Origin of the sequence: Streptomyces sp. JHA26 (assembly GCF_002005565.1) — a bacterium.
Classification (GTDB): Bacteria; Actinomycetota; Actinomycetes; order Streptomycetales; family Streptomycetaceae; genus Streptomyces.
Genome location: NZ_BDJC01000007.1, coordinates 1 through 23759, shown reverse-complemented (window position 1 = coordinate 23759; position 23759 = coordinate 1). Strand labels below are relative to the sequence as shown.

General features: G+C 72.4%; 17 protein-coding genes and 1 pseudogene. 13 read left to right on the top strand and 5 right to left on the bottom strand.

Features of this window, described 5'->3' with window-relative positions; all coding sequences use genetic code 11:
• Positions 1-29: 29 nt before the first annotated feature.
• From JHAT_RS06210 to JHAT_RS06200, 3 genes are read left to right on the top strand one after another with little or no spacing between them, the layout of a single operon-like run.
• A complete protein-coding gene (locus JHAT_RS06210; RefSeq protein ID WP_253195411.1) occupies positions 30-2846 on the top strand; it encodes a cation-transporting P-type ATPase in 2817 nt (938 codons plus the stop codon).
• Complete coding sequence (locus JHAT_RS06205; protein ID WP_077797026.1) at positions 2843-3502, top strand: TrkA family potassium uptake protein; 660 nt, start codon at positions 2843-2845, stop codon at positions 3500-3502. Before JHAT_RS06210 ends, JHAT_RS06205 begins: the two co-directional genes overlap by 4 nt.
• On the top strand, positions 3499-4155 hold the full coding sequence (locus tag JHAT_RS06200) for a TrkA family potassium uptake protein (RefSeq protein ID WP_077797025.1): 657 nt from the start codon (positions 3499-3501) through the stop codon (positions 4153-4155). The genes JHAT_RS06205 and JHAT_RS06200 overlap by 4 nt, the downstream gene beginning before the upstream one ends.
• A 6-nt stretch (positions 4156-4161) precedes the next feature.
• Here JHAT_RS06200 and JHAT_RS06195 read toward each other — a convergent pair whose 3' ends face one another.
• A complete protein-coding gene (locus JHAT_RS06195; protein WP_077797134.1) occupies positions 4162-4614 on the bottom strand; it encodes a universal stress protein in 453 nt (150 codons plus the stop codon).
• 87 nt (positions 4615-4701) lie between these two features.
• Complete coding sequence (locus tag JHAT_RS06190) at positions 4702-5184, bottom strand: hypothetical protein (RefSeq protein WP_375603546.1); 483 nt, start codon at positions 5182-5184, stop codon at positions 4702-4704.
• 326 nt (positions 5185-5510) lie between these two features.
• On the opposite strand from JHAT_RS06190, the gene JHAT_RS06185 reads away from it, so the two are divergent.
• The 4 genes from JHAT_RS06185 (at position 5511) to JHAT_RS06170 (ending at position 11785) form a co-directional block, all read left to right on the top strand.
• Entirely contained in the window at positions 5511-6503 is a 993-nt protein-coding gene (locus JHAT_RS06185; RefSeq protein WP_077797024.1) for an Acg family FMN-binding oxidoreductase, read from the top strand.
• Between the two features lie 288 nt (positions 6504-6791).
• On the top strand, positions 6792-8318 hold the full coding sequence (locus tag JHAT_RS06180) for a bifunctional aminoglycoside phosphotransferase/ATP-binding protein (protein ID WP_077797023.1): 1527 nt from the start codon (positions 6792-6794) through the stop codon (positions 8316-8318).
• A gap of 156 nt (positions 8319-8474) precedes the next feature.
• Positions 8475-10805 carry a heavy metal translocating P-type ATPase gene (locus tag JHAT_RS06175; RefSeq protein WP_077797022.1) on the top strand — a complete coding sequence of 777 codons (2331 nt, stop codon included), beginning with the start codon at positions 8475-8477 and terminating at the stop codon, positions 10803-10805.
• 110 nt (positions 10806-10915) lie between these two features.
• Positions 10916-11785 (top strand): potassium channel family protein, encoded by an 870-nt coding sequence (locus JHAT_RS06170; protein WP_077797021.1) that lies wholly within the window; start codon positions 10916-10918, stop codon positions 11783-11785.
• A gap of 70 nt (positions 11786-11855) precedes the next feature.
• On the opposite strand, the gene JHAT_RS06165 is transcribed toward JHAT_RS06170, so the two are convergent.
• Positions 11856-14531: a bifunctional GNAT family N-acetyltransferase/acetate--CoA ligase family protein gene (locus JHAT_RS06165; RefSeq protein ID WP_077797020.1), complete on the bottom strand. Its 2676-nt coding sequence runs from the start codon at positions 14529-14531 to the stop codon at positions 11856-11858.
• 199 nt (positions 14532-14730) lie between these two features.
• On the opposite strand from JHAT_RS06165, the gene JHAT_RS06160 reads away from it, so the two are divergent.
• From JHAT_RS06160 to JHAT_RS06135, 5 genes are all read left to right on the top strand, one after another.
• Positions 14731-15594 carry a universal stress protein gene (locus JHAT_RS06160; RefSeq protein WP_077797133.1) on the top strand — a complete coding sequence of 288 codons (864 nt, stop codon included), beginning with the start codon at positions 14731-14733 and terminating at the stop codon, positions 15592-15594.
• Between the two features lie 790 nt (positions 15595-16384).
• The gene (locus JHAT_RS06150; protein WP_077797018.1) at positions 16385-17254 is read left to right on the top strand and encodes a universal stress protein; all 870 of its coding nucleotides are present in this window, start codon (positions 16385-16387) and stop codon (positions 17252-17254) included.
• 103 nt (positions 17255-17357) lie between these two features.
• Positions 17358-17885, top strand: coding sequence for a flavodoxin domain-containing protein (locus JHAT_RS06145; RefSeq protein WP_077797017.1), 528 nt, complete (start codon positions 17358-17360; stop codon positions 17883-17885).
• A 326-nt stretch (positions 17886-18211) separates the two neighbouring features.
• On the top strand, positions 18212-20899 hold the full coding sequence (gene ppdK / locus JHAT_RS06140) for a pyruvate, phosphate dikinase (protein ID WP_077797016.1): 2688 nt from the start codon (positions 18212-18214) through the stop codon (positions 20897-20899).
• Positions 20900-21016: 117 nt separating this feature from the next.
• The gene (locus JHAT_RS06135) at positions 21017-21718 is read left to right on the top strand and encodes a pyridoxamine 5'-phosphate oxidase family protein (protein ID WP_077797015.1); all 702 of its coding nucleotides are present in this window, start codon (positions 21017-21019) and stop codon (positions 21716-21718) included.
• 19 nt (positions 21719-21737) lie between these two features.
• On the opposite strand, the gene JHAT_RS06130 is transcribed toward JHAT_RS06135, so the two are convergent.
• Together JHAT_RS06130 and JHAT_RS06125 are read right to left on the bottom strand one after the other, a co-directional pair.
• Positions 21738-22584, bottom strand: a protein-coding gene (locus JHAT_RS06130; protein WP_216353422.1) for an IS5 family transposase whose coding sequence is annotated in 2 segments (ribosomal slippage) — positions 21738-21866 and positions 21868-22584 — 846 coding nt in all. Because the reading frame shifts where the segments join, the coding sequence is not laid out codon by codon here.
• A 104-nt stretch (positions 22585-22688) separates the two neighbouring features.
• Complete coding sequence (locus JHAT_RS06125) at positions 22689-23066, bottom strand: hypothetical protein (protein ID WP_077797014.1); 378 nt, start codon at positions 23064-23066, stop codon at positions 22689-22691.
• A gap of 62 nt (positions 23067-23128) precedes the next feature.
• On the opposite strand from JHAT_RS06125, the pseudogene JHAT_RS06120 reads away from it, so the two are divergent.
• A pseudogene (locus tag JHAT_RS06120) lies at positions 23129-23759 on the top strand (IS5 family transposase); the annotation flags it as partial.

Below are 23759 nucleotides of genomic sequence, written 5' to 3'. Positions count from 1 at the left end.
GCTCGGAGCACGAAGCGACCCGCGCCGTCATGAACGTCCTCCGCTCACGGCAGGGCCGCAAGGCCGCGACCCTCACGTCCACCGGCTCGCCGGTGGAGACCCGGATGCGGGTCCACGCTCTGGCCGTCGACGAGGTCTTCTCCGCGCTCGGCAGCTCGACCGGTGGCCTGACCCCGGACACGGTCCGTGAGCGGCTCACGGCCTTCGGTCCGAACACCTTGCCCGCGCCGCATCGGCGCTCGGGGTGGCGGCAACTGGCTTCCCAGTTCACCGACCTGTTCGCGATCGTGCTGATCGTGGCCTCGGCCGTCACCTTCCTCGCCTACGCCCTGGAAGAACCGCGACAGACGGGCACCGCACAGCTCGCCGTGGCCATCGCCTGCGTGGTGGTGCTCAACGCCGGCATCGGGTTCGCCCAGGAGTACTCGGCGGAACGTACCGCCCAGACGCTGCAGGGGATGGTCCCGCACCACTGCCGGGTGCTCCGCGGAGGCCGGCCCGACGAGGTGCCGGTCCAGGAGCTGGTCCCGGGGGACCTGGTGATGCTGGAAGCCGGGGACACCGTGCCGGCGGACTGCCGTCTCGTGGAGGCCCATGACCTCGCCGTCGACAACGCGGCCATCACCGGGGAGAGTGAACCGGTCGCCCGGACGGCCGACTCCTCCACGGAGGGGGAGGCGGCCCAGGCCCGCAACCTCGTCTTCATGGGCACCGACGTGGTGACCGGTGTCGCCCGAGGCCTGGTCCACGCCACGGGCCGGTCGACCGAGTTCGGCCGCATCTACGGTCTGACGGCGGCGGCCCCGCGGCAGAAGACCCCCCTGCAGCGCGAGGTCGCGTGGATGGCCCGCCGGGTCGCCGGCACGGCTCTGGCGGTGGGCCTGCTGCTGTTCGCCGTCCGGTTGCCCACCGGACAGGACGCGGTCCCGTCGTTCGTCTTCGCGCTCGGCGTGATGGTCGCGCTCGTGCCGGAGGGCTTGCCGGCGACCCTCAGCGTCTCCCTCGCCCTCGGTGTCCGGCGCATGGCCCGGCACCAGGCTCTGGTGAAGAAACTGGTGGCCGTGGAGGCCCTGGGCTCGACCACCGTGGTGTGCACGGACAAGACCGGCACGCTGACCCAGGCGGAGATGACCGTCGTGCGGGTCTGGGCCTGGGACCAGGAACACACCGTCACGGGAGTGGGGTACGCCCCTCGGGGAGAGGTGAGTGACCCCGCGCCGGTCCGCGAGCTGCTCCGCTCGGCCGCACTGTGCTGCGACGCCCGGCTCCTGCCACCCAGCGACGGAGAGCGGTGGCGCGTCCTCGGGGACACCACCGAGGGAGCGCTCCTGGTGGCGGCTGCCAAGGCCGGCCTCGACCTCGCGGTCGAGGAGGCGGCGGCACCACGGACCGTCGAGCACCCCTTCGACTCGGTGCGCAAGCTGATGAGCACCGTCCACGAGGAGAACGGTACCCGGCGCGTACGCGTCAAGGGCGCACCGGCGGAGGTCCTGAACCGCTGCACCCGTCTCGACGACCGCGGGGAAGCCGTGGACCTGACCGCCGCCCGGCGCACCCGGGTCGCCGAGACCGCCGACCGCATGGCAGGACAGGGCCTGCGGGTTCTCGCGGTCGCCGAAGCGGTGAGCGCCGGATCCGCGGACGACCGTGATCAGGACGAATCCGGTCTGACCCTGCTCGGGCTCGAGGGCATGATGGACCCGCCGCGGGAGGAGGTCCGTGCGGCGGTGGACGCCTGCCGCCGAGCAGGCATCCGCATCGTCATGGTCACCGGCGACCACCCCCTGACGGCGGAGGCCGTGGCACGCCGGGTCGGCATCGTCCGGACTCCGAGCCCCACCGTGGCGACCGGAGCGCGGCTGGACGAGATGAACGACGTCGCAGTGGACCGCCTCGTCGCCGGCACCGGGGAACTGCTGCTGTGCCGGGTCAGTCCCGAGCACAAGATGCGCGTGGTGACCGCCCTGCAGCGCCGGGGAGAGGTCGTCGCCGTCACGGGGGACGGGGCGAACGACGCGCCCGCGCTCAAACACGCCGACATCGGTGTGGCGATGGGCGCCTCCGGAACCGACGTGGCCCGGGAAGCGGCGGAAGTGGTACTGCTCGACGACTCCTTCACCTCCATCGCCGTGGCCGTCCGCCTGGGGCGCGGCGTCTACCAGAACATCCGCAAGTTCCTCGTCTACCTCTTCAGCCACAACATCGGAGAGCTCGCCCCCATCCTCGCGGCGACGTTCACCGGCTTCCCGCTGGTGCCGATCACCGCGGTGCAGGTGCTGGCGATCGACCTCGGGTCGGACGTGCTCCCGGCCCTGGCCCTCGGGGCCGAACCGCCGGAGTCCGACGTGATGGACCGGCCGCCGCGGCCTCGCCGCGAGCGGCTCTTCTCGGCCGACGTGGTACGACGGATCCTGTTCCTCGGCGGCATCCAGGCCGCCGGCGTGTGCGCGGTGTTCTTCTGGCACATCAACGCCTCGGGCATTCCGTACGCGGAGTTCTCCTACGACGACCCCGTCTACCGGGAAGCGATCACCCTGGTCCAGGCGGGCATCGTGGTCAGCCAGTTCTTCAACGCCCTCGCGGTACGCACGGAGCACCGGAGCGTCTTCGAGGCCGGACTGCTCGGCAATCCGCGTCTGATCGCGGCCGGCCTCTTCGGCATCGCCCTCATGGCGGCCATCAGCTACGTACCACTCCTGCGGAGCGTTTTCCACACCGCGCCTCTCACCCCGGGCGACTGGGCCGTCCTCACCATCGTCGGCGTCCTGCCCCTGGCCGCCGACGAGCTGCGCAAACTGCGCCTGCGCAGACGTCGCGCACCCCGGCCGGAAGGAGACGAAGGATGAGAGTCGTCATCACGGGGTGCGGCCGGATCGGCTCCGCCCTGGCCACCCAACTGGCCCGCGAACACCATGACGTACACGTCGTCGACCGTGACCCCGACGTGCGTCGCCGGCTCCCGCCGGGGCTTGCCGGCCGCTTCCACGCGGGCAGTGGCTTCAGCAGACGCGTACTCGAGGAGGCCGGTGCCGGGTGCAGCGACGCCCTGGTCGCCGTCGCCTCCGCCGACAACACCAACCTGGTCATCGCCCGCACCGCCAAGGAGACCTTCCGCGTGCCCATCGTGCTCGCGGGAGTGCACGACCCGCAGCACGTGGGCCTGTACGAGGGGTTCGGCATCCCGGCCGTCTGCGACGCGGCCTGGTCGGTGCACCGCATCCACCGGATGCTGTTGCACCGCGACCTCGAGCCCGAGGTCACGTTCGGCAACGGCGAGACCGTCCTGGTCCGCTCGGTCCTTCCGCACCACCTCACCGGGCGCAGACTGAGGGACATCGAGATCGAGGGGGAGATCCGGGTGGTCGAGGTGACCCGCGGAGGGCGTTCCCTGCTGCCGCTGTGCACCACCACCGCCGCCCCGGGCGACGTCGTCACGTTCGCCGTCGCCGCCCCCGCGTTGCGCCGACTGCGTGCATTCCTGGACAGGGAGCTGGGGACATGAACGTTCTGATCGCCGGCGCGGGACGGCTGGGTACGCAGATCGCCCAGGTGCTGTCGGCGCCGGGGAACGAGATCACGGTCGTGGACGCCGACCACGCACGACTGGACGCGCTGCGGGGCCGGTTCGACGCCCGGTTCGTGTGCGGGGACGCGAGCGAGACCGCGGTACAGGCGCGCGCGGACACGGGTCACGCGGATCTGCTGGTGGCCGCCACCGGGCGGGACGAGGACAATCTCGTGATCAGTCTGCTGGCCAAGCGGCGCTTCGCCGTGCCCCGGGTCGTCGCACGGATCAACGACGACGAGAACACCTGGCTGTTCGACCACCGCTGGGGCGTGGACGTCGCCGTCCCGGCGGCCACTCCGCTCGTGTCCCTCATCGAGGAGGCCACGGGAGCGACGGACACCGTCGCCCTGATGCGGCTGAGCAGCGCGGGGGTGGGCGTCATCGAGACCGTCATCACGGCGGGATCGAGGTCGGCGGGCCGACGTCTCGGCGACGTGGCACTGCCCGAGGGCACACTGGTGGCCACAGTGGTACGGGACGGGGACCCCACCGCCCCCCACCCCGACCTCCTTCTGCGGCCCGGGGACGAACTCCTGCTCGTCTCGCACGACGCCGACGAGCAGGAGATCCACGCGGCCTTCCAGTGAGAGGGATCAGTGAACCGGGTCCTTCTCCTGCCGGACCACGACGACGGGACAGGCCGCGTGCTGGGCGCAGCGCTGGCTCACCGACCCCAGCATCGCCCTGGCGAAGGCTCCTCGCCCCCGGCGCCCCACGACGAGGACGTCGGCCCCCTCCGAAGCGCGGATCAACGCCTCCGAGGGGTCACCCTCGACGAGTACGTCCTTGAACCCCGGCGGCCGCTCGTCCGGGAAGACGGCGCCCAGCTCCTCCGCGAAACGCTCGCGTGCCTGCTGCAGGTCGAAGTCCGGGTCGACGGCCGGCCCGCTGAAGCCCGTGGCGGACGGGGTGTCCCAGACGTGGATCGCCTCCACGACGCCGCCGACGGTCCGCGCGTAGCGGTCCGCCCAGCGCAGCGCCGCATAGGAGGACGGGGACCCGTCCACGCCCACGACCACCCGTGGTACCGCCTCAGAGGGTTGCATGATCACCTCACAGGAGTGTTGTCCGCTGGGTCCACGCTGCCCGGTGCCGTGCCACCGCGCCAGCCGAGGGACGGGCCGGGCAGCCGGTCAGCGCGGGACCGCCCGGGCGGGGGCGACGCCGTCCGGTTCGCCCAGCCGCCCGCGTATCTCCGCGGTCAGCCGGGACAGGGGCTCGGACACCACGGCCCGGCACGGCCGGGGAGAGCGGATCCGCAGGGCATCGGCGGGCAGTCCGGCCAGGTCCGCCGTCAAGCGGGCGTGAGCCTGCGGCAGAGTGTCCGGCGGCCCGAGACGGCGACCGCCGCTCATCACCGTACGCAGCAGCGGTTCCGCGCCGGCGGGCACCGGCTCGTCCCACAGGGCGATGACGTCGTCGCCGCCCGGACGGCGGAAGACCTGTTTGCGTCCGGGCAGTGTCATCTTGGCGGACGACAGTTTCATGACCGGGCGGCCGTCGTAGTCCACCAGCTTGAAGGGGGAGTCCAGGTACGGGGCGTCCGTCGAGGTGCCGACGCGGGTGGTTCCGCACCGGCGCTCACCAGGAAGCCCCGTTCGGGGGGCAGGCTCCATACGAACAGGCTGAACGTCGCGGGCCCGTCCATGCCCTCGCGGAGGTAGGACAGCGCCATCGTCACCTCGTACAGGTCCGTGGTGGTCACGTCCGACATGACGCTCACCTCGCTCGTATCGGCGTGCGGCCAGGTCGGTTCCCAGCGTCGTCCGTCCCCGGGGCCGGTGGGAAGGGCCGTCCGGCTGCCGCCACCGGGACCCTCGGCCCATGCCGTCGGCGCCGACGGGCGGCTGTCCGGCCCTCCCGCGAACAGCGCGCCCGACGAACAATGGAGAGGGCGAGATGACGTGCCTCGCCCTGTGGGTCGGGTCGCAAGGAGGACTCCATGTTCCAGGTTCGGCTCGATGAGAAGACGGTGACCACGTTGGTGGCCGAAGCCACCACCGCCCCGTCCATGCACAACGCGCAGCCGTGGCGCTTCCGTTACGTGGCCGGGGAGCGCCTTCTGCAGCTGCGCGCCGATCCGGACCGGACCATGCCCCGGTCCGATCCCGGGAACCGCGCGCTGCACATCGGCTGCGGGGCGGCCCTCTTCAACCTGCGCGTCTCCGCCGTGCACGCGTCCTTGGCGCCACAGATCCGATTGCTTCCCGACCCGCGGGACCCGCTGCTCCTCGCGGCCGTGCGGCTGGCCGATCCGACGGAGACTCCGCAGGAGAAGGACCTGTGGCGGCTGCATCCGGCGATCCCGCAGCGACGCACGAGCCGTCACCCGTTCTCCGAGAGGGACATCCCCGAGGGCGTCCGGGCCGCTTTGCAGGAGGCCGCGGCCCGAGAGGAGGCGGTCCTGCTCTTCCCCGGCCGCTGGCACGTCGAGACCTTGCTCGATCTGGTCCGCGACGCCGAGAGCCGCGACCTGCTGCACCCGGAGGTCAACGAGGACGTGGTGCGCTGGACGAGGCTCGGCGGTGAGGCGGACACGGCCGCCGACGGTGTCCCCGAGTACGCCTTCGGCCCGCGCAAGAGGGACGGCAAGGCTCCCGTGCGCGACTTCTCCGGACGCAGGCCGGTGGCGGACCGAGGGAGCACGGCCTTCGAGCGCACTCCGCACCTGGCCCTGCTCAGCACCCGGGGTGACGGCCCCACCGACTGGCTGAGGGCCGGCCAGGCACTGGAGCGCGTCCTGCTGGAGGGCACTCTGGCCGGCCTGTCCACCTCCTTGACCTCGCACCCCCTGGAGGACCGAGAGCTGCGCCTGCTGGCCCGCGACCCGGCGTCGGGGGTCGGCCACGTACAGATGGTGCTCCGTCTGGGGTACGGGCCGAAGGGCCCGGCCACGCCCAGACGGCCCGTACGGGATGTGCTGCGGATCATCTGACGGGGCTTTCCCGTCCGTGCCGCCGATATCCGTGCGGGTGGGATCACGGAGGTCGCGATGCCGGACGGACACCGGCTGCCGTCTGCCGGGGCCGACGTCCTCCTGCTCACCTCCCGCACAGGGGCGGGTCCTTCCTGCCATCGGCGGCGCCCGCATGCGCCACGAAGGCGCATGCGGTACTCCTCAGTGGAGAACGCACTACGCCGGCACAGCGGAGGCTGCCTGTGATGCCATCAGCCGTCACGGCGGGCCTCGACGGCCCGCCCGAGTGTCTCGCCGTGGTGCCTCGTGACTGAGCCGGTGCGCCACGGGGATCCGGGAGCGGCGAAGCGCGCGGACGTCCGCGAGACGCACACCGCGGTGCTCTTCTTCGCGGGGGACCGCGTGTACAAGAGCAAGAAGCCAGTCGATCTGGGATTTTTGGACTACACCACGTCGGCGTCGCGCCGTGCGGCGTGCGAGCGCGAGATCGAGCTCAACCGGCGGTTCGCGCCGGACGTGTACCTGGGCCTGGGTGAGCTCCGTACTCCGAGTGAGGAAGAGGCCGAGCCGCTCGTGGTGATGCGCCGCATGCCCGATGGTCTCCGTCTGTCGCGTCTCGTCCGGGCGGGAGCGCCCGTCGGCGACGCGCTGCGGGCCGTCGCCAGGCAACTCGCCGCATGGCACGCCGCCGCGCCTCGTGGCCGCGACATCGCGGAACAGGGTGCGCGGGACGCCCTGGCGTCCCGCTGGGAGGCCGGGTTCGCGCAGGTCGACGCCATGGCCGCCGAGGGCCCGGCGCCCGGCGGCCTGGCGGAGGTCGAGCGGCTGGTCCGCCGTTATCTCGCGGGCCGCACACCGTTGTTCGACGCCCGCGTCGAGCAGGGACGAGTGGTCGACGGGCACGGAGACCTTCTCGCCGACGACATCTTCTGCCTCGACGACGGACCGCGGATCCTGGACTGCCTGGAGTTCGACGACCTTCTCCGGTACGTGGACGGTCTCGATGACGCCGCGTTCCTGGCCATGGACCTCGAGCTGCTCGGCGCGCCCGAGTCCGCGGCATTCTTCCTCGCGCAGTACAGCGAGTACTCCGGCGACCCCGCCCCGCCGTCCCTGTGGCACCACTATGTCGCGTACCGCGCCTTCGTCCGAGCCAAGGTCTCCATGATCCAGGCCCGGCAGGGCGCGCCCGGCATGCAGGGGGCGGCACAACGGCTCGTCGCCATGGCGCTGCGCCACCTGCGAGCCTCGGCCGTCGGCCTGACGCTCGTCGCCGGACTGCCCGGCTCTGGGAAGTCCACGCTGTCCGGCGCACTGGCCGACCGTCTCGGCGCGGTGCTGCTCAGCAGCGACCGCCTGCGCAAGGAGATGGCGGGGCTCTCCGCGGAACAGCCCGCAGCCGCCGACTACGGCGAGGGCTTGTACACGCCCGAACGGACGGCCAGAACCTACGCCGAGCTGCTCGACCGGGCAGCGGCTCTCCTGGCCAAGGGCGAGTCCGTGGTGCTGGACGCCACGTGGACCGACTCGGCCATGCGTGAAGCGGCACGGCGTACGGCCGAACGCACCAGCGCCGATCTCGTGGCCCTGCACTGCCATGTGCCCGGGGACGTGGCAGCGGCCCGTCTGAGGACCCGTGCCCCGGGCGCGTCCGACGCCGACGCCGGCGTCGCCGACGCCATGGCGGTCAGGGAAGAGCCGTGGCCGGAGGCGGTCGCGGTCGACACCAGCGGTCCCCTGGGGTCCGCGGTGGCACAGGCCCTGGCAGCTGTCCGGCCGTGGGGCGCGGAACAGGCGAAGGTGTTCCGGCGTCCCTACATGGAGCCGGGCTGAGCCACGGCTTCACGTCCGCCGGCGGCCCTCTCCGTGACACGACGACGTCCGGCCGGCCCTGTCGGAGGGCCGGTCGTCCCTGCCGTCGGGGCGGCGCGCCGCGCTTTGATGGAGGAAGCGGCCTGACGTCACCGCGCCGCACGGACCGAGGTGCCCATGAACCGCTCCCTCCTCGCCACGCGACTGCGCCGTCCGACGGCAGCACTCGCGTCTCCCCGGCTCGAGCCCGGCCTCCTCGCCGTCACGAGTGCGGCGCTCGTCGCGGGCGGCATCGCCCGGCTCGTCGGTGCGGCCGGCATCGCGGACCTCTTCTGGGGACTGGGGACCGTGTCCGCCGTCGTCCCCGCGGCGGGGTGGGTACTGGTCGCACTGCGACACGGGCGCGCGGGCGTCGACCTGATCGCGGTACTCGCCCTCGGCGGCACCCTGGCCGTCGGCGAGTACCTGGCCGGGGCCCTGATCGCGCTCATGCTGGCCACGGGCCGCACCCTGGAGGAGGCCGCTCGGCGGCGCGCCTCCCACGACGTGCACGCCCTCCTGGCCCACGCGCCGCGCACGGCACGCCGCCGCGGCGACGGCGGTGTGGCCACGGTGCCGCTGGGAGAGATCACCGCCGGAGATCTGCTGGTCGTCGGACCCGGTGAGGTCGTCCCGGTCGACGGCCGCGTCGAAAGCGCCGAAGCCGTCCTCGACGAGTCGGTGCTCACCGGCGAGCCCCTCCAGGTCACGCGGCACCGGGGCGAAGGAGTACGCAGCGGCGCGGTCAGCGCCGGCGGCGCCTTCGAACTGCGCGCCACCGCCACCGAACAGGACAGCACCTACGCCGGGATCGTGCGCCTGGCACAGCAGGCCGGGGCGGAGTCCGCGCCGGTCGTGCGGCTCGCGGACCGGTACGCCGCCTGGTTCCTGCCCCTGGCCCTCACCGTCTCCGCGCTGGCGTGGCTGGTCAGCGGCTCCGCGGTGCGTGCGGTCGCCGTCCTCGTGGTCGCCACCCCGTGCCCACTGCTGCTGGCCGCCCCGGTCGCCGTCGTCTCCGGCCTCTCCCGCGCGTCCCGCCGCGGTGTGGTCGTCCGCGACGGCGGCGCACTGGAGAACCTGGGCCGGGCCCGCACCCTCCTGCTGGACAAGACGGGGACTCTGACCCGGGGCCGTCCTTGCGTCCTGGACGTCGCGGCCGCTCCCGGTCAGGCGTCGGCGCACGTCCTTCGGGTGGCGGCTTCGCTCGACCAGTATTCGCCCCACGTGCTGGCCCGGGCCATCGTCGATGCCGCGCGGAAGCGCGAACTGGAGTTGTCGGTGCCGGCGGACGTGACCGAGGAACCCGGCAGCGGGGCCAGGGGGACCGTCGACGGCCACCGGGTCTTCGTCGGTCGCGTCGACCCCGCCCAGGTGCGGCCGGCCTGGGCGAAGGCGGTGGACAACCGCGCCCTTCTCGACGGGGCGACCGTCGCATGGCTCGCTGTCGATGAGCGCCTGACCGGCGCCGTACTGCTGCGTGACCCCTTGCGCCACGACGCTCCTCACACCCTGCGTCAGCTCCGGTCGGCCGGCATCGAGCGGCTGCTGATGCTGACGGGCGACCGAACGGCCCCCGCTCAAGAGGTGGCAGCCGTTCTGGGGCTCGACGGCGTCCGTGCCGAACTCGGCCCCGCCGACAAGGTCGCGGCCGTGCGTGCCGAACGTGAACGCGCCGTCACGGTGATGGTCGGGGACGGCGTCAACGACGCACCCGCCCTGGCCGCCGCGGACATCGGTGTCGCCATGGGCGCCCGAGGCTCCACGGCCTCCTCCGAGGCCGCCGACATCGTGCTCACCACCGACCGCGTCGACCGTCTGGCAGACGCCGTCGTCATCGCCCAGAGGTCGCGCCGTATCGCCGTGCAGAGCGCCCTCGGTGGCATGCTGCTGTCGCTGGCCGCCATGGCCGCGGCCGTCGCCGGCCTGCTCCCGCCCGCCGTCGGCGCCCTGCTGCAGGAGGGCATCGACGTCGCCGTCATCCTCAACGCCCTGCGTGCCCTGCGCGCCGGCCGTGCCGAGCGGCCGGCGCTCACACCCGCCACCGAAGCCCTCATCCACCGCTTCGCCGCCGAGCACGACGACCTGCAGGACGTCCTCCGATCGGTGCGCGCCGCCGCGGACCGCCTCTCCGGCGCTCCCGGCCCGACGGCCCTCGCCGGCGTCGAGGAGGCGCACCGGCTGCTCACCGAACGGCTGCTGCCGCACGAGTACGCCGAGGAACACCAGCTCTATCCGGCCCTCGCCTCGGCCTTCGGCGGCCCCGAGGCCACCGCCACCATGAGCCGCGCCCACACCGAGATCGAGCGTCTGTCCCGCCGCATCGCCACCCACCTGCAACTCGCCCGCGCGAACGGCCGCCTGGCCCCCGAACAGCTGGACGACCTGCGCTCCTGCCTCTACGGCCTCAGCACCGTGCTGCGCCTGCACTTCACCCAGGAGGAGGAGAACTACTTCTCCCTGGCTCCGTGACGTGGAGACCACCGCGCCGGGGACGGTCCGTCCTGCGACGGTGCGGCCGCCGCCCTACGCTCGGAGAGCGTGAGTTCAGCCACTGCGGTAACGGCCGTGGGAGACGCGGAATGGAGTGGTTCGTCTCGCTGGTGGGCGCCGGGCTCGTCCTGGTCACGCTGCGGGACCTGTTCCACACGATCTGGCACCCGACCCGCCACGGCGGTCTGAGCCGTCTGGTCATGACGGCGTTGTGGCGGCTGGCCCGGCGCTTCCGTGCCCGAAGGCGTGTGGTCGGGCTGGTCGGACCACTCGCCATGGTGACGACCGTCTGCATGTGGGCCGGCACGGTCATCCTCGGCTGGGCGGTCGTCTACTGGCCGCACATGCCCGGGGCGTTCGCCTTCGCGTCCGGTTCCCGGGCCGCGCAGGAGCCCGCCCTGCTCGACTCCGTGTATCTGTCGCTCGTCATGGTCGCGACCCTGGGACTGGGGGACATCGCGCCCGACGCGGGCTGGCTCCGACTGGTCTCCCCGCTGGAGGCCCTGATCGGCTTCGCCCTCCTGACGGCCACCGTCTCGTGGGTGCTCGAGATCTACCCGGCGCTGACCCGCAGGAGGGTGCTCGCGATCCACCTGGCCCTGCTGCGGGACTCCGGCACGACGACGCGCCAGATCGACGGCACGGCGGGGGCGCTGCTCCTGCATGACCTGGCCGCCGAGGTCGTACGCGTCCGGATCGACTTCACCCAGTACGCGGAGGCTTACTACTTCCACGACGGCGAGGATCATTCGTCGCTGGCCGCGGTGATCGGCTACGCCGGAGCACTCGCCCGCCGTGGGCAGGCGGCGGAGCGGCTCGACGTGCGCCTGGCGGGTGACCTGCTCGTCGGCGCGCTGGACGATCTCGCCACCGTCCTCGACCAGCGCTTCCTCCACACCGGCGGAACGTCGGCGGACGTCTTCGCGGCATACGCCGCCGACCACGGCCGGCACGCATGACCACGGTCGAACGGCTGCCGGTGGTCGCCAGGGGGCGCGGTCCGGGCCTGTGTCAGCGCAGCCGACGCACCTACGGGTCGTGTGCCCGGCGCGGCACGAGCCGCACCCTTGCGTCCAGTGCGCGCACGCCCGTGGGGCCGGCCAGCACCGGATTCAGGTCGGCTTCGGCCAGTTGCGGCAGGTCGCAGGCCATCCGGGACAACCGGTGGAGCAGCTGCTCGAGGGCCTCGACGTCTGCCATGACGCCGCCTGCGTAGCCGAACAGCAGGGGAGCGCACCGGGGCGCCGAGATCAGCTCCTGCACGTCCTGGTCGGTGAGCGGGGCCAGACGTCCTGCCTGGTCCGCGAGGAGGTCGCGCGCGGTGCCTCCGTGACCGAAGAGCACGAGCGGGCCGAAGACCTCGTCCTGCACGACACCGGCGAACAGCTCGGTGCCCCGTTCGGCCAGGGGCTGGACCACCACTCCGGTCAGCCGGTCGCCGAACCGGGCGACCAGGTCCCGGTGTGCGGCCCTCACCTGGGAGGAGTCCTGCAGATCCAGATGGACGGCATGCTCCACGCTCTTGTGCAGCAGCCCGGGCCAGTAGGCCTTCATCACCACGCGACCGTCCGGTCCCGCCAACCTCCCGGCCACGGTCACGGCCTCGTCCTCGTCCCGCGCCCACGCCCAGGGGATCTGGGGAATGCCGTAGCAGACCAGGAGGGCCGCGGTGGTCTGCGGATCCAGCCAGCCGCCTTCCTCGTGGGCCGCGAGGAACGCGTCGGTGATCCTCCTGGCCCGCTCCGATCCCACCCCCGTCAGCGCGGGGACCGCACCCCGCGGCCGGGCCAGCCAGCGGGACCGCTCCACGGCGTGGGCAAGGGCACCCGCGGCGTCCTGCGCGTCCGAGTAGGCCGGGACCGGGCGGCCGTGCTCCGCTCGCAGCAGTTCGACGCGAGCCGCCTGGGCGGGGAGTACCGCCACGACCGGTCGGGCGAGAGCGTCCGCATCCCGGCTCAGCCCTCGTACCAGGTTCTCCTCCGTCGCCCCGGCGATCGCCGTCGGCACGAGAGCCACCAGGACGGCGTCGACCGCGCCGTGTGCCGCAAGACGGTGCACACAGGTACGCAGCTGTTCCTCGTCGACGGCCGGGGTGGTGTCCACCGGATCGGTGGCGACCGCTCCCGCGGGCAGGAGCGGTACGAGCTCGTCGACGAGCGCCGTCGGCAGCGACGGCACACTCAGTCCGGCATCCGCGCAGGCGTCGGCGGCCAGCACGCCGGGCCCGGCCGCGTTGGTGACGACGGCGACCCGCGAGCCGGTCGGGAGGGGCTGGGAACGGAGGAGGGCGGCCGCGTCGAGAAGCCCGCCGATGGTTCGGGTGGCGGTGATGCCGGCCTGGGTGAACAGCGCCGTGCGGGTCATGGTCCGCGTCGCGGCGGCCGCGGTGTGTGCGGCGGCGGCACGCTGCCCGGCCTCCGACCGGCCGGCGTCCACGGTCAGCACCGGCATGGCGCGGGCGACCCGGCGGGCTGTACGGGAGAAGGCGCGGGGATTCCCGAAGGACTCCAGGTGCAGCAGCGCCAGGTCCGTACGACCGTCGCTCTCCCACCACCGCAGCATGTCGTTGCCGCTGACGTCGTACTTGTCGCCGAGCGAGACGAAGGAGGACACGCCGATGCCGAGCCGGCTCAACCCGTCCAGCAGTGCGATGCCGACCCCGCCGGACTGCACCGCGACGCCGGCCGTTCCGGGACCCGGCCGGTGTGCGGCGAAAGTGGCGTCGAAGCGTGTGCCTTCCTCGGTGTTGACGACCCCCAGGCAGTTCGGACCGACCAGCCGCATGCCGTGACGGCGGCAGGAGTCCATCAGGACACCTGCCTGGTGGGCGTCGAGACCCGCCGAGATCACGATCAGCGCTTTCACACCGGCCTCGCCGCATTCCTCGGCGACCTCTGTGACGGACGCCGCCGGGACGGCGATCACCGCGACGTCGGGTGCCTCGGGCAGCGCCGAGACCTTGGGGCGGGCAGGCACTTCGAGGACGGAGGTGAGGTCCGGATGCACGGCGAAGACCTGTCCGGTGAAGGAACCGGCGCGGATGTTGTCCAGGACCGCTCGTCCCACGGACCCGGGCCTGCGGCCCGCCCCGATCACCGCGACCGTCGTCGGCCGCAGCAGCGGCCGCAGGCTGGCGACGTCGGCGAGGCGGGCGCGGGTGTCGACAGCACGCAGATAGTCCTCGTCCTCGGTCAGATCGACGAGGCAGTGCACCTCGGGTCCGTCGAAGCGGCGTGTGACTCGGAGTCCGAGGTCGCGGAAGACCGCCAGCACGTCGTGGTTCTCGGCGAGTGCGTCGGCGGTGAAGGCGGTGACACCCGCCTCACGGGCGGCATCGGCGAGGTGCTCCAGCAACAGGGTGGCGATGCCGCGGTGGTGCCAGGCGTCGGCGACCGCCAGCGAGATCTCCGCCGACGTCGACGCTCCCGCAGGGCCGACCTCGTACTCCGCGAGCCCCACCACGCGGTTCTCGTGCTCGGCGACCAGCGGCAGATACCCGGGACGCCCGGCGGTGGCCACCCGATCGGCGGCCTGTCGGGCGGAACCACGGCCCGCGGTGAAGAAGCGCAGCCGCAGGTGCTCGTCCGACATCTGCTCGTACAAGGTCAGCACCTGATCACGGTCACCGGCGTCCGCCCGCCGGATGGCCACGGTCGTACCGTCCCTCAGCAGTGCGTGCACGGGCGCTTGCTGTGCAGCGGTCATGACGAACCTCCTGGCGTCCCCTTCCAGGGTTCCGGTGGCGCGGGGCGCGACCCAGGGACCGAGCGGGCAGACCGGCAGGGCCGTTCGGCCCACATCGGGGCCGAGTCACCCGTGCCGCGTCGCGGCCACCGTGCGACGCTGACGAGTGGAGCCCCGTGCTGCGGTGCTGCGCAGCCCGACGAAAGCCCGGCGAAAGGTGGTGGGGACGGTGGAGTTCCCCCTGGTCGTGGGTGTTGACGGGTCCGACGTCGGCTACGCCGCGCTGGACTGGGCGGTGGACTACGCCGCCCGGCACGGCCTGCGGTTGCGACTGGTGTACGGGTCCCTCTGGGAACGCTACGAAGGCGCCGTCCCCTCCGGGCTCGCCCGGCCGTCGGGACAGGTGATGGCCGAGAACGTCGTCGCCGTCGCCGCGGAACGGGCCGGCCGCCGCAATCCGGAGGCATCGATCACCACCGAGGTGGTCGCCGAAGACCCCGTGCAGGCCCTGCTGGAGTGCGGCCGCGAGGCCGCCGCCGTGGTGACCGGTTCACGCGGACGCGGCGAGATCGAGGGTCTGCTGCTCGGGTCGGTGGGCCTGGCAGTGGCCGCGCGGGCCACCTGCCCGGTCATCGTGGTCCGTGGTGACCAGGCCGGCCTGGCGGGCTCCCACCAGCGGATCCTCCTCGGTGTCGGGGGCACGGAGACCGGCGACGAAGCCGTGCGGTTCGCCTTCCGCGAGGCCGAGGCGCGCGGCTGCGCCCTCGACGCCGTCCGTACGTGGTGCCGCCCGGCCGGCGAGAGGTCCGACGGGCCGGCCGCCACGAACGAGGAACGGGCAGCGGCTGTGCTGGACGGTGTGCTGCACGAGGCGGAGGCCGCCCACGCGGCGGTGAAGGTGCAGCACACCACCGTGGAGGGGCCCGCCCGCTCGGTTCTGCTCCAGCGGTCGGCGGCTGCGGATCTCGCCGTCATCGGAGCCCGACGTCGCCGTGAGCGCTTCGGGCTGCAGCTGAGCCGCGTGGCGCACACGCTGTTGCACCACGCCGACTGCCCGGTCGCGGTCGTCCCGCACGTGACGTGACCCGGACGCCGTCCGGCGAGCAGGCGGGGGAGGGGGTCGGCACGGCCACGGAGACCGCCGTCGGCGCACGTGCCGGACCGGCCACGCCGTCCGCCACGAGTTCACCCGTTCGGGTCATCGGGGTCCGGCAGATCTCGGGTCACCGGTTCCGGCAGAGGGAAGTGCGCGTCCACCACACCCTCGACCGCGCGTACCGGCCGGGCCGCCACCGGTGCCGGCTCCCGGCATGGGCAGGAGACACGCCGCGGTGTCCGCCGTAACCGCTCGGCGATGTCCTCGTCGTCCCGGAGGAACACCTCCGGCAGGTCGGCGCGACCGGCGTGCCCGCCGGCGGGCACGCCTCGTCGACGCCGGGCAGCCGCTCGAACGACTCGTCGACCGCCGCCCCGCCGACGCGTGACGCGCGGGTCCAGGCCGGCCGTTCCGGCGCCCGGACGACCCGGAACCGGTCGGCGCGGCCGCCCTTCTCGAAGAGGCGAGCGCACGCCTCCGGTGAGGTGACGGAACCACCACCGTCGGCCTGGCGTGTTCGCCCGGCCGCCCCATGGGCTGGGCGGCCCCTTCCCGGGACCTGCGGCCCCTGACGACATGAGGCAAGGTGCTGTGAGGCTGGAAGCAGACATCCCACGAAGGGACCGACCATGGCCGGGGCCGCGTCACCCAGGTCCGCAACGTCCGACCGCACCGAAACGGCCTGCGAACCCCGCCCGTCGCCCGCCGTCGACGAGACGCCGCGCAGACCGGTCGATCACCGCGTCCCTTCTCACCCGGGCGCCGGAGGGCGAGTGCCATGAAACTGCCTGTCGTCGTCGGAGTGGACGGTTCCGAGGCCAGTCTTCGCGCCGCGGAGTGGGCGGCCGACGAGGCCGCGCTGCGCGAGCTGCCCCTGCGCATCGTGTACGCCTCGCTGTGGGAGCGGTACGAGGGCACGGCCCTCTCCGAGGACCTGGGCGAGCCGTCGGAGGAGGTGCGTGCCCAGGACATCGTCGACACCGCCGCGCGGCGAGCCGAGCGCGGTCGGCCGGATCTGGAGGTGACCACCGACATTCTTCCGGAGGAGGCGGAGCACGCCCTCGTCGGTGAGGGACGCAACGCCTCCTTGCTCGTCGTCGGCACCCGCGGCCGCGGCGGCCTCGCCGAGTTCCTGCTCGGTTCGATCAGCCTCGGCGTCGCCGGGCGGGCCGACTGCCCGGTGGTCGTACTGCGCGGCAGCCACGACAACCAGACGGCACGACCGGTCCGGGGACGGGTCGTCGTGGGCGTCGGCGAGGGCGCCGACGATGCGGCCGTGGTCCGGTTCGCCGCCGAGGAGGCGCTGCGGCGCGGGGTTCCGCTGGAGGCCGTGTGCGCGTGGCGGCGCCCCGCACACGAGGCGCCCCCAGACCCGCTGACGACCGGCGAGCCGGCCCGGACGCACGAACAGCGGGCGGCCGAGGCTCTCGATGCCGCGCTGGCCGATGTCCCGCCCGAGGCGCAGGTCCACCGCCACACGGTGGAGGGGCACGCCCGCGGGGTCCTCGAAGCCGCGTCCCGCGAGGCCGACCTCCTGGTGGTGGGTACCCGGCGCCACCGCGGTCAGTACGGGCTCCAGCTCGGCCGGGTCACGCTCGCGGTACTGCACCACTCCACCTGCCCCGTGGCCGTCGTCCGGCACTCGTGAGGGCCGGGGAGGGCACCGGTCACCACGCACGCCCCGGGCGCCGCTGTCGCCACGGCTGCTCGCCCTCGGTGAGGAAGATCGAAGAGACGGGAGGGAGACGGCGATGAGCAGGAAGGTACTGGTCGCCTACGGAACGACGAACGGCTCGACCGCCCGGATCGCGGAAGCCGTCGCCGACGTGCTCCGAGAGAAGGGGGCGTCCGTCGACACCGCACCCGCCGGATCGGTCGACGACCTCGCTCCCTACGACGCCGTGATCGTGGGTGGAGCCCTGTACGCGGGACGTTGGCACAAGGACGCCCGGCGCTTCGTCCGGCGGCACCGACGCGCGTTGTCCAAGCGTCCGGTGTGGTTGTTCAGCAGTGGACCGCTGGATCCGTCGGCCTCGGAAAGGGACGTCCCCCCGGTGCCCGGGGTCCGGCGCGCCGTGGCCCTGCTCGACGCGCAGGAGCACGTGACCTTCGGCGGATGCCTGCAGGAGGGGGCCAGGGGATTCGTCGCCCGGATGATCCTGCGGAACGGCAAAGGAGGCGACTTCCGCGACTTCCCCGCCATCGAGCGGTGGGCGACGCGGGTCGCCGCTGAGATCCGGCGTGCCGAGGACGTCACCGGTGGGAAAGAGCCGGTCTGACGTCCGTCACCCCCTCCACGGCGACCGGCCCCTCGTCGTGGAGGGGGTGACGGCAGACGCCGGGGCGTCCACGGCCGCCGGGCCGCGGGGTGTCCCGGCCCCCGAGCCGACGGCCGGCACGGGTGCGACGGAGTCGCGGCATGTCCTCGCCGCCGGGACGTCACCGCCGCGCCCAGGGCCGAACGTCCCTCCCGAGCGGACCTGGCGGCCCATGCCGAGGCGCAGGCGGCGGCGTGACACTGGAGGCAGACCTGGACCACCGATTCCGCAGTCCGCCGTATCGGCTGCCCCACGGGCGTCGTCCTCGACGAGCGAAGGTCGATCGTATGACCACTTCCGCGCAGTACGTGTACACCTTCGCCGAGGGCAGCCGGGACATGGCCGCGCTGCTCGGCGGCAAGGGGGCCGGGCTGGCCGAGATGACCCGCCTGGGACTTCCCGTCCCACCCGGCTTCACCATCACCGCCGATGCGTGCCGCGTCTACCTCGCCACCGGCCAGGAGCCTTCCGGGATGGGCCTTCAGGCCGCTCACGCCCTGGCCGAGCTGGAGACGGCCATGGGCCGGTCCCTGGGCGGTCCCGACGACCCTCTGCTGGTGTCCGTACGTTCCGGCGCCCGGTTCTCGATGCCGGGGATGATGGAGACGATCCTCGACGTCGGCCTCAACGACCGCTCGGTCACCGGGCTCGCCAAGGTGTCCGGCGACGAGCGGTTCGCCTGGGACTCCTACCGGCGGCTCGTCCAGATGTTCGGCCACACGGTGATGGGCGTGGACGGCGAGCTGTTCGACCGGGCCCTCGCGGACCACAAGGCTCGCAGGGGGGCGTCCGGCGACCATGAGCTCGACGCCGGCGAGCTGATCCTGCTGACCGATGAGTACAAGGACCTCGTCCGTGCGCAGACCGGCGAGGACTTCCCGCAGGACCCCGAGGAGCAGCTGGCCCGAGCGGTCCGTGCCGTCTTCGACTCCTGGAACGCCGAACGGGCCCGGATCTACCGTCGGCGCGAGCACATCCCGGAGGATCTCGGCACCGCCGTCAACATCCAGGCGATGGTGTTCGGCAACCTGGGCCACGACTCAGGCACCGGAGTGGCGTTCACCCGTGATCCGGCCACCGGCGAACGGGGCGTGTACGGCGACTACCTGCCCGACGCGCAGGGCGAGGACGTCGTCGCCGGTGTCCGCGACGCCCTGCCGCTCACCGAGCTCAAGCGGATCGACCGCGGCGTGTACGCCGAACTCGGCGATCACCTGCGCACCCTGGAGGGCCACTACCGCGACCTCTGCGACGTCGAGTTCACCGTGGAGCGCGGCAAGCTGTGGATCCTGCAGACCAGGGTCGGCAAGCGCACCGCCGAGGCGGCCTTCCGTATCGCGCACGACCTGTGCCGGGAGAACGTCATCACCGCCGACGATGCTTTGCACAGGGTGGACGGCACCGCACTGACCCGCTTGATGTTCCCCCGCTTCGACACCGGTTCCGGCGACCGGCCGCTCGCCCACGGCGTGCCCGCCTCCCCGGGGGCAGCGGTCGGTGTGGCCGTGTTCGACTCCGCGGAGGCGGTACGACGTGCCGCGGCCGGTGACAGGACGGTGCTGGTGCGCCGGGAGACCACCGCGGACGACCTGCCCGGAATGATCGCCGCCCAGGCCGTGCTGACCAGCCGGGGCGGCAAGACCAGCCATGCGGCCGTCGTGGCCCGCGGCATGGGGAAGGTGTGCGTCTGCGGTGCCGAAGGGCTCATCGTGGACACCGAGGCGCGACTCTTCACCACCTCGTCCGGGGTGACCGTCCGCGAGGGCGACACCCTCTCCGTCGACGGCACCGCCGGCACGGTGCACCGCGGCGCCCTGCCGCTCACGGCCTCGGACGTCGGCCGTACCCTGCAGACCGGCACCGCGACCGACGCGCTCACCGGAGCGGTCCTGGCGACGTTGGCCCACGCCGACGAAGTGCGCCGCCTTCAGGTGCGCGCCAACGCCGACACTCCCGAGGACGCCACGCGCGCCCGCGCGCTCGGTGCCCAGGGCATCGGTCTGGTCCGCACCGAGCACATGTTCCTCGGCGAACGCCGACCCCTGATCGAAGCCATGATCCTGGCAGACGACGACACGGCCCGGGACTCCGCCCTGGCCGCCCTGCTGCCCCTGCAGCGCGCCGACTTCACCGGCATACTCGCGGCGATGGACGGCCTGCCGGTCACCGTCCGCCTGATCGACCCGCCGCTCCACGAGTTCCTGCCGGACCATGTCGACCTCGCCGTCCGCCTCGCCCGTGCGGCGCATCCGGACCCACGCGACCGGGCGCTGCTCGACGCCGTCGAGCGCATGCACGAGCAGAACCCGATGCTGGGCCTGCGCGGGGTGCGGCTCGCCCTGACCGTGCCGGGACTGACGGCCATGCAGGTGAGGGCGATCGCCGAAGCCGTGGTGAGCCGGCTGCGCGACGGGGGACAGCCGTACGCCGAAATCATGATCCCGCTCGTCGGGACCGTCGAGGAACTGCGCCTGGCCCGAGCCGAGACCGAGCGGGTACTCAGCGAGGTGTCCGCGGAGACCGGGACGCCGCTCTCCTGTCCGATCGGCACGATGATCGAGCTGCCCCGCGCCGCACTCACCGCAGGGCGGATCGCCGAGGCGGCCGACTTCTTCTCGTTCGGCACCAACGACCTCACGCAGACCACCTGGGGTTTGTCCCGCGATGACGCCGAGGCCTCCTTCTTCCCGCGGTATCTCGAGAGGGGAGTCTTCCCGGTGTCCCCGTTCGAGACCATCGACAGGGACGGTGTCGGCCGCCTCGTGGAACTGGCCGTGGCCGAGGGGCGTGCGGCACGTCCCGGCCTGGAGACGGGGATCTGCGGTGAGCACGGGGGCGATCCGGACTCGATCCACTTCTTCCACCGCGCGGGCCTGGATTACGTCTCCTGCTCGCCCTTCCGCATCCCCGCGGCCCGCCTGGAGGCAGGCCGGGCGGCTCTGCCGGAGCCCGCGGACGCGAGCGAGACACGGTAGAACCGGCGGCGGCGCCTCGCATCGGCTGCAAGCTGGCCGACACGGGCGTCTCTGCGCTGGCGGATCGGCGGGGGGTCTGCTCCCCTGAAAGGAAGCGACGAAGTGGGGTGAACGGCCGTGCACGAAGACCGGAACCAGCCGGAGCCCGCGGCCGACGCCTCCTCGGCCAAGGAAAGCGTCGCCACCCGCATAGCGCTGCGGCGGGGACAACTGGGGATGTCCCAGGAGGAGGTGGCCACGCGAGCAGGGATGTCGACGACGTATCTGCGCCAGGTCGAGGAGCTGGGAACCGGCTTCGACCCCGGTGCGCTCATGCGGCTCGCCGCCGTGCTGGACATGTCGTACGAGGAGCTGACGACCGGGCGGCGCGACGTGCCGCCTGGCCGGGGTGGGCCTGCGGCCCATCCGGTCCTGGCGCGACTGTCGGAGCAGGAGTGCTGGCAGCGGCTGGGCACACACGGCATCGGACGTCTCTCCTACACGGCCGGCGCGGCCGGTGAGGCTCCGGTGGTGCTGCCGGTCAACTTCCTGGTGGACGGACAGAGCGTCGTCTACCGCACCGACCCGGCCGGCGCCGCGGCGGTCCGCTCCGGAGCGCAGGTCGCCTTCGAGACCGATCACATCGACGAGGCGACCGGCCGGGGCTGGAGCGTCCTGGTGACGGGGACCGTCGAGCACCCAGCAGGTCCGGACGCGCTCGAAGCCCTCGCGCTGCGGTACGGGTCGGCGCCGTGGGCCGGGGGCAGGCGCGATCTGTGGATCCGCATCGTGCCGCACAAACTGAGCGGACGCGTCATCCAGCCACTGCGCAAGGACTAGAGGGCGTCTGAAAAGCCTGTCAGCGGGCCGGTCTTGCGAGACGGCGCACCAGGAGCATGGCCAGGGCGAGGTAGATGGCATTCTCCGAGCAGACATGTAGGTACTCGTAGTCCTTCGACAGGCGGCGGCACCGTCCCAGCCAGGCGAACCGTCCGCTCCGCCACCCAGCGACGCGGGACCACCGCGAACTGGGGCACTGTTGGCGGCGGTGTCCCCACCCGGGCCCAGGTTGAGCGAAAACCACCGTCACGGCGCTGCACGACCTCCAGGGTGATACCGGTGGCCTCCAGAGTCCAGGCGTGGAAGTCGGCACCGCGATAGCCCTGGTCCGCCCACACATGCCGTAGGCGCGGGAAGGCATCTGCAGCCCGGGCGAACAGCACCACAGCGCCATCGCGGTCCCCCACACTGGCCGGGCTCACGCACGTCGTCAGGACGGTGCCGCGGGTGTCGACAAGCAGGTGCCGCTTGATACCGCTGACCTTCTTGCCGCCGCCGTAACCGTGCAGACCGCCTCGTTCACTGGCCCGAACACTCTGACTGTCCACGACGGCCGCGCTTGGAGTGGGATTCCGGCCGAGCTGCACCCGCTCGCGTTCACGCAGCGCCGTCAGCATCTCCTCCCAAACGCCGTCCTTCTGCCAGCGACGCCAGTAGTGGTAGACCGTCTGCCACGGCGGTAAGTCATGCGGCAAAAGTCTCCAGGCACAGCCGGCCCGCAGCCAGTACACCAACGCGTTGAGGATCTCCCGCCGCGCGTGCTTCGCCGGTCGCCCACCAGGCTTGACCTGCGGAACCAGCGGACGGAGGATCTCCCACTCCTGATCGGACAGATCTGTCGAGTAACGGGTACGCAGCCCGCACACCCCAGCCCCCGAACACGCTTCACCACCCCGCTACCAGTGACTTGCCCGCTGACAGGCTTTTCAGACGCCCTCTAACTGATCGTTTCAGAATGCAGCTGAGGCGGTCACTCGTCATCGAGTCGCTGGAGGACCTGCTCGAACTCGCCGGAGGCGAGCAGACCGGCGATCACCTGGGTCATGTTGTCGATGCCGGGCTCTCGGACAATCAGCCCGTCGGAGCACCAGAAGTAGCGGCCGCCCAGGTCCTCGCCGGTCTGAACCCCCTTGTCCATCAGGCGCTCGACCTCCGCGACGGTGAACACGGTCGCGCTCCAGCGTGAGCCGCCGTCTACCAGCCGGACCTCGACATCGACGTTGCAGACGGCATCCAGATCCTCACCTGCGCCGGGCAGGAAGGACGCCACGAAACGGTCCGTACGGACGCGGTACCAGGGTTCGTCCCAACCCTGTTCAGTGGCTTCGGACTGTGCACTGTTGGTCATTCGGGGAGTATCACGAGCCGACCCAGTGGGCTCAACTGGGTTATCTGGCAAGCTCCTACGTCGTGACTACCGACCTTGTCCCCGATGAACTGTGGGAGCGGATAGCCCCGCTGCTGCCAAAGCGGCCTGCGCGGCGGGAGCGTCACCCCGGACGGCTGCCGGTGCCGGACCGGGTCGCCCTGGCCGGCATCATCTACGTCCTGCGCAAGGGAGTGGCCTGGCGAGATGTGCCCAGTGAGGTCGTGGGCTGCTCGGGAGTGACCGCCTGGCGCCGACTGCGGGACTGGACCGAGGCCGGTGTCTGGCCTCGCTTGCACGAGGCACTCCTCACCGAGCTGCGGGCAGCAGGCTCGCTGGACATGGACGATGCTGCGATCGACGGCTCTCACATCAGGGCCTTGAAAGGGGGGGGCTTATGTCGGGCCATCGCCGGTGGATCGCGGCCGCCCTGGCTCCAAGCACCATGTGATCGTCGATCGTCTCGGCACCCCGCTCGCGGTATCCCTGACCGGCGGAAATCGGCATGACGTCACACAGCTGATCCCGCTTCTGGACGCGATACCCCGGATCCGGGGCCGTCGTGGACGCCCTCGCAACCGGCCCAAGCGGCTCTTCGCTGACCGGGGCTACGACTACGACAAGTACCGCCGCCTGCTGAGGCAGCGCGGGATCAAGCCCCTCATCGCCCGCCGA

Bases quoted from the DNA above. Each gene is read 5' to 3' on its own strand.
- JHAT_RS06210 (WP_253195411.1), top strand. From the start codon at position 30: ATGAACGTCCTCCGCTCACGGCAGGGCCGCAAGGCCGCGACCCTCACG.
- JHAT_RS06205 (WP_077797026.1), top strand. From the start codon at position 2,843: ATGAGAGTCGTCATCACGGGGTGCGGCCGGATCGGCTCCGCCCTGGCC.
- JHAT_RS06200 (WP_077797025.1), top strand. From the start codon at position 3,499: ATGAACGTTCTGATCGCCGGCGCGGGACGGCTGGGTACGCAGATCGCC.
- JHAT_RS06195 (WP_077797134.1), bottom strand. From the start codon at position 4,614: ATGCAACCCTCTGAGGCGGTACCACGGGTGGTCGTGGGCGTGGACGGG.
- JHAT_RS06190 (WP_375603546.1), bottom strand. From the start codon at position 5,184: ATGGAGCCTGCCCCCCGAACGGGGCTTCCTGGTGAGCGCCGGTGCGGA.
- JHAT_RS06185 (WP_077797024.1), top strand. From the start codon at position 5,511: ATGTTCCAGGTTCGGCTCGATGAGAAGACGGTGACCACGTTGGTGGCC.
- JHAT_RS06175 (WP_077797022.1), top strand. From the start codon at position 8,475: ATGAACCGCTCCCTCCTCGCCACGCGACTGCGCCGTCCGACGGCAGCA.
- JHAT_RS06170 (WP_077797021.1), top strand. From the start codon at position 10,916: ATGGAGTGGTTCGTCTCGCTGGTGGGCGCCGGGCTCGTCCTGGTCACG.
- JHAT_RS06165 (WP_077797020.1), bottom strand. From the start codon at position 14,531: ATGACCGCTGCACAGCAAGCGCCCGTGCACGCACTGCTGAGGGACGGT.
- JHAT_RS06150 (WP_077797018.1), top strand. From the start codon at position 16,385: ATGAAACTGCCTGTCGTCGTCGGAGTGGACGGTTCCGAGGCCAGTCTT.
- JHAT_RS06145 (WP_077797017.1), top strand. From the start codon at position 17,358: ATGAGCAGGAAGGTACTGGTCGCCTACGGAACGACGAACGGCTCGACC.
- ppdK (WP_077797016.1), top strand. From the start codon at position 18,212: ATGACCACTTCCGCGCAGTACGTGTACACCTTCGCCGAGGGCAGCCGG.
- JHAT_RS06125 (WP_077797014.1), bottom strand. From the start codon at position 23,066: ATGACCAACAGTGCACAGTCCGAAGCCACTGAACAGGGTTGGGACGAA.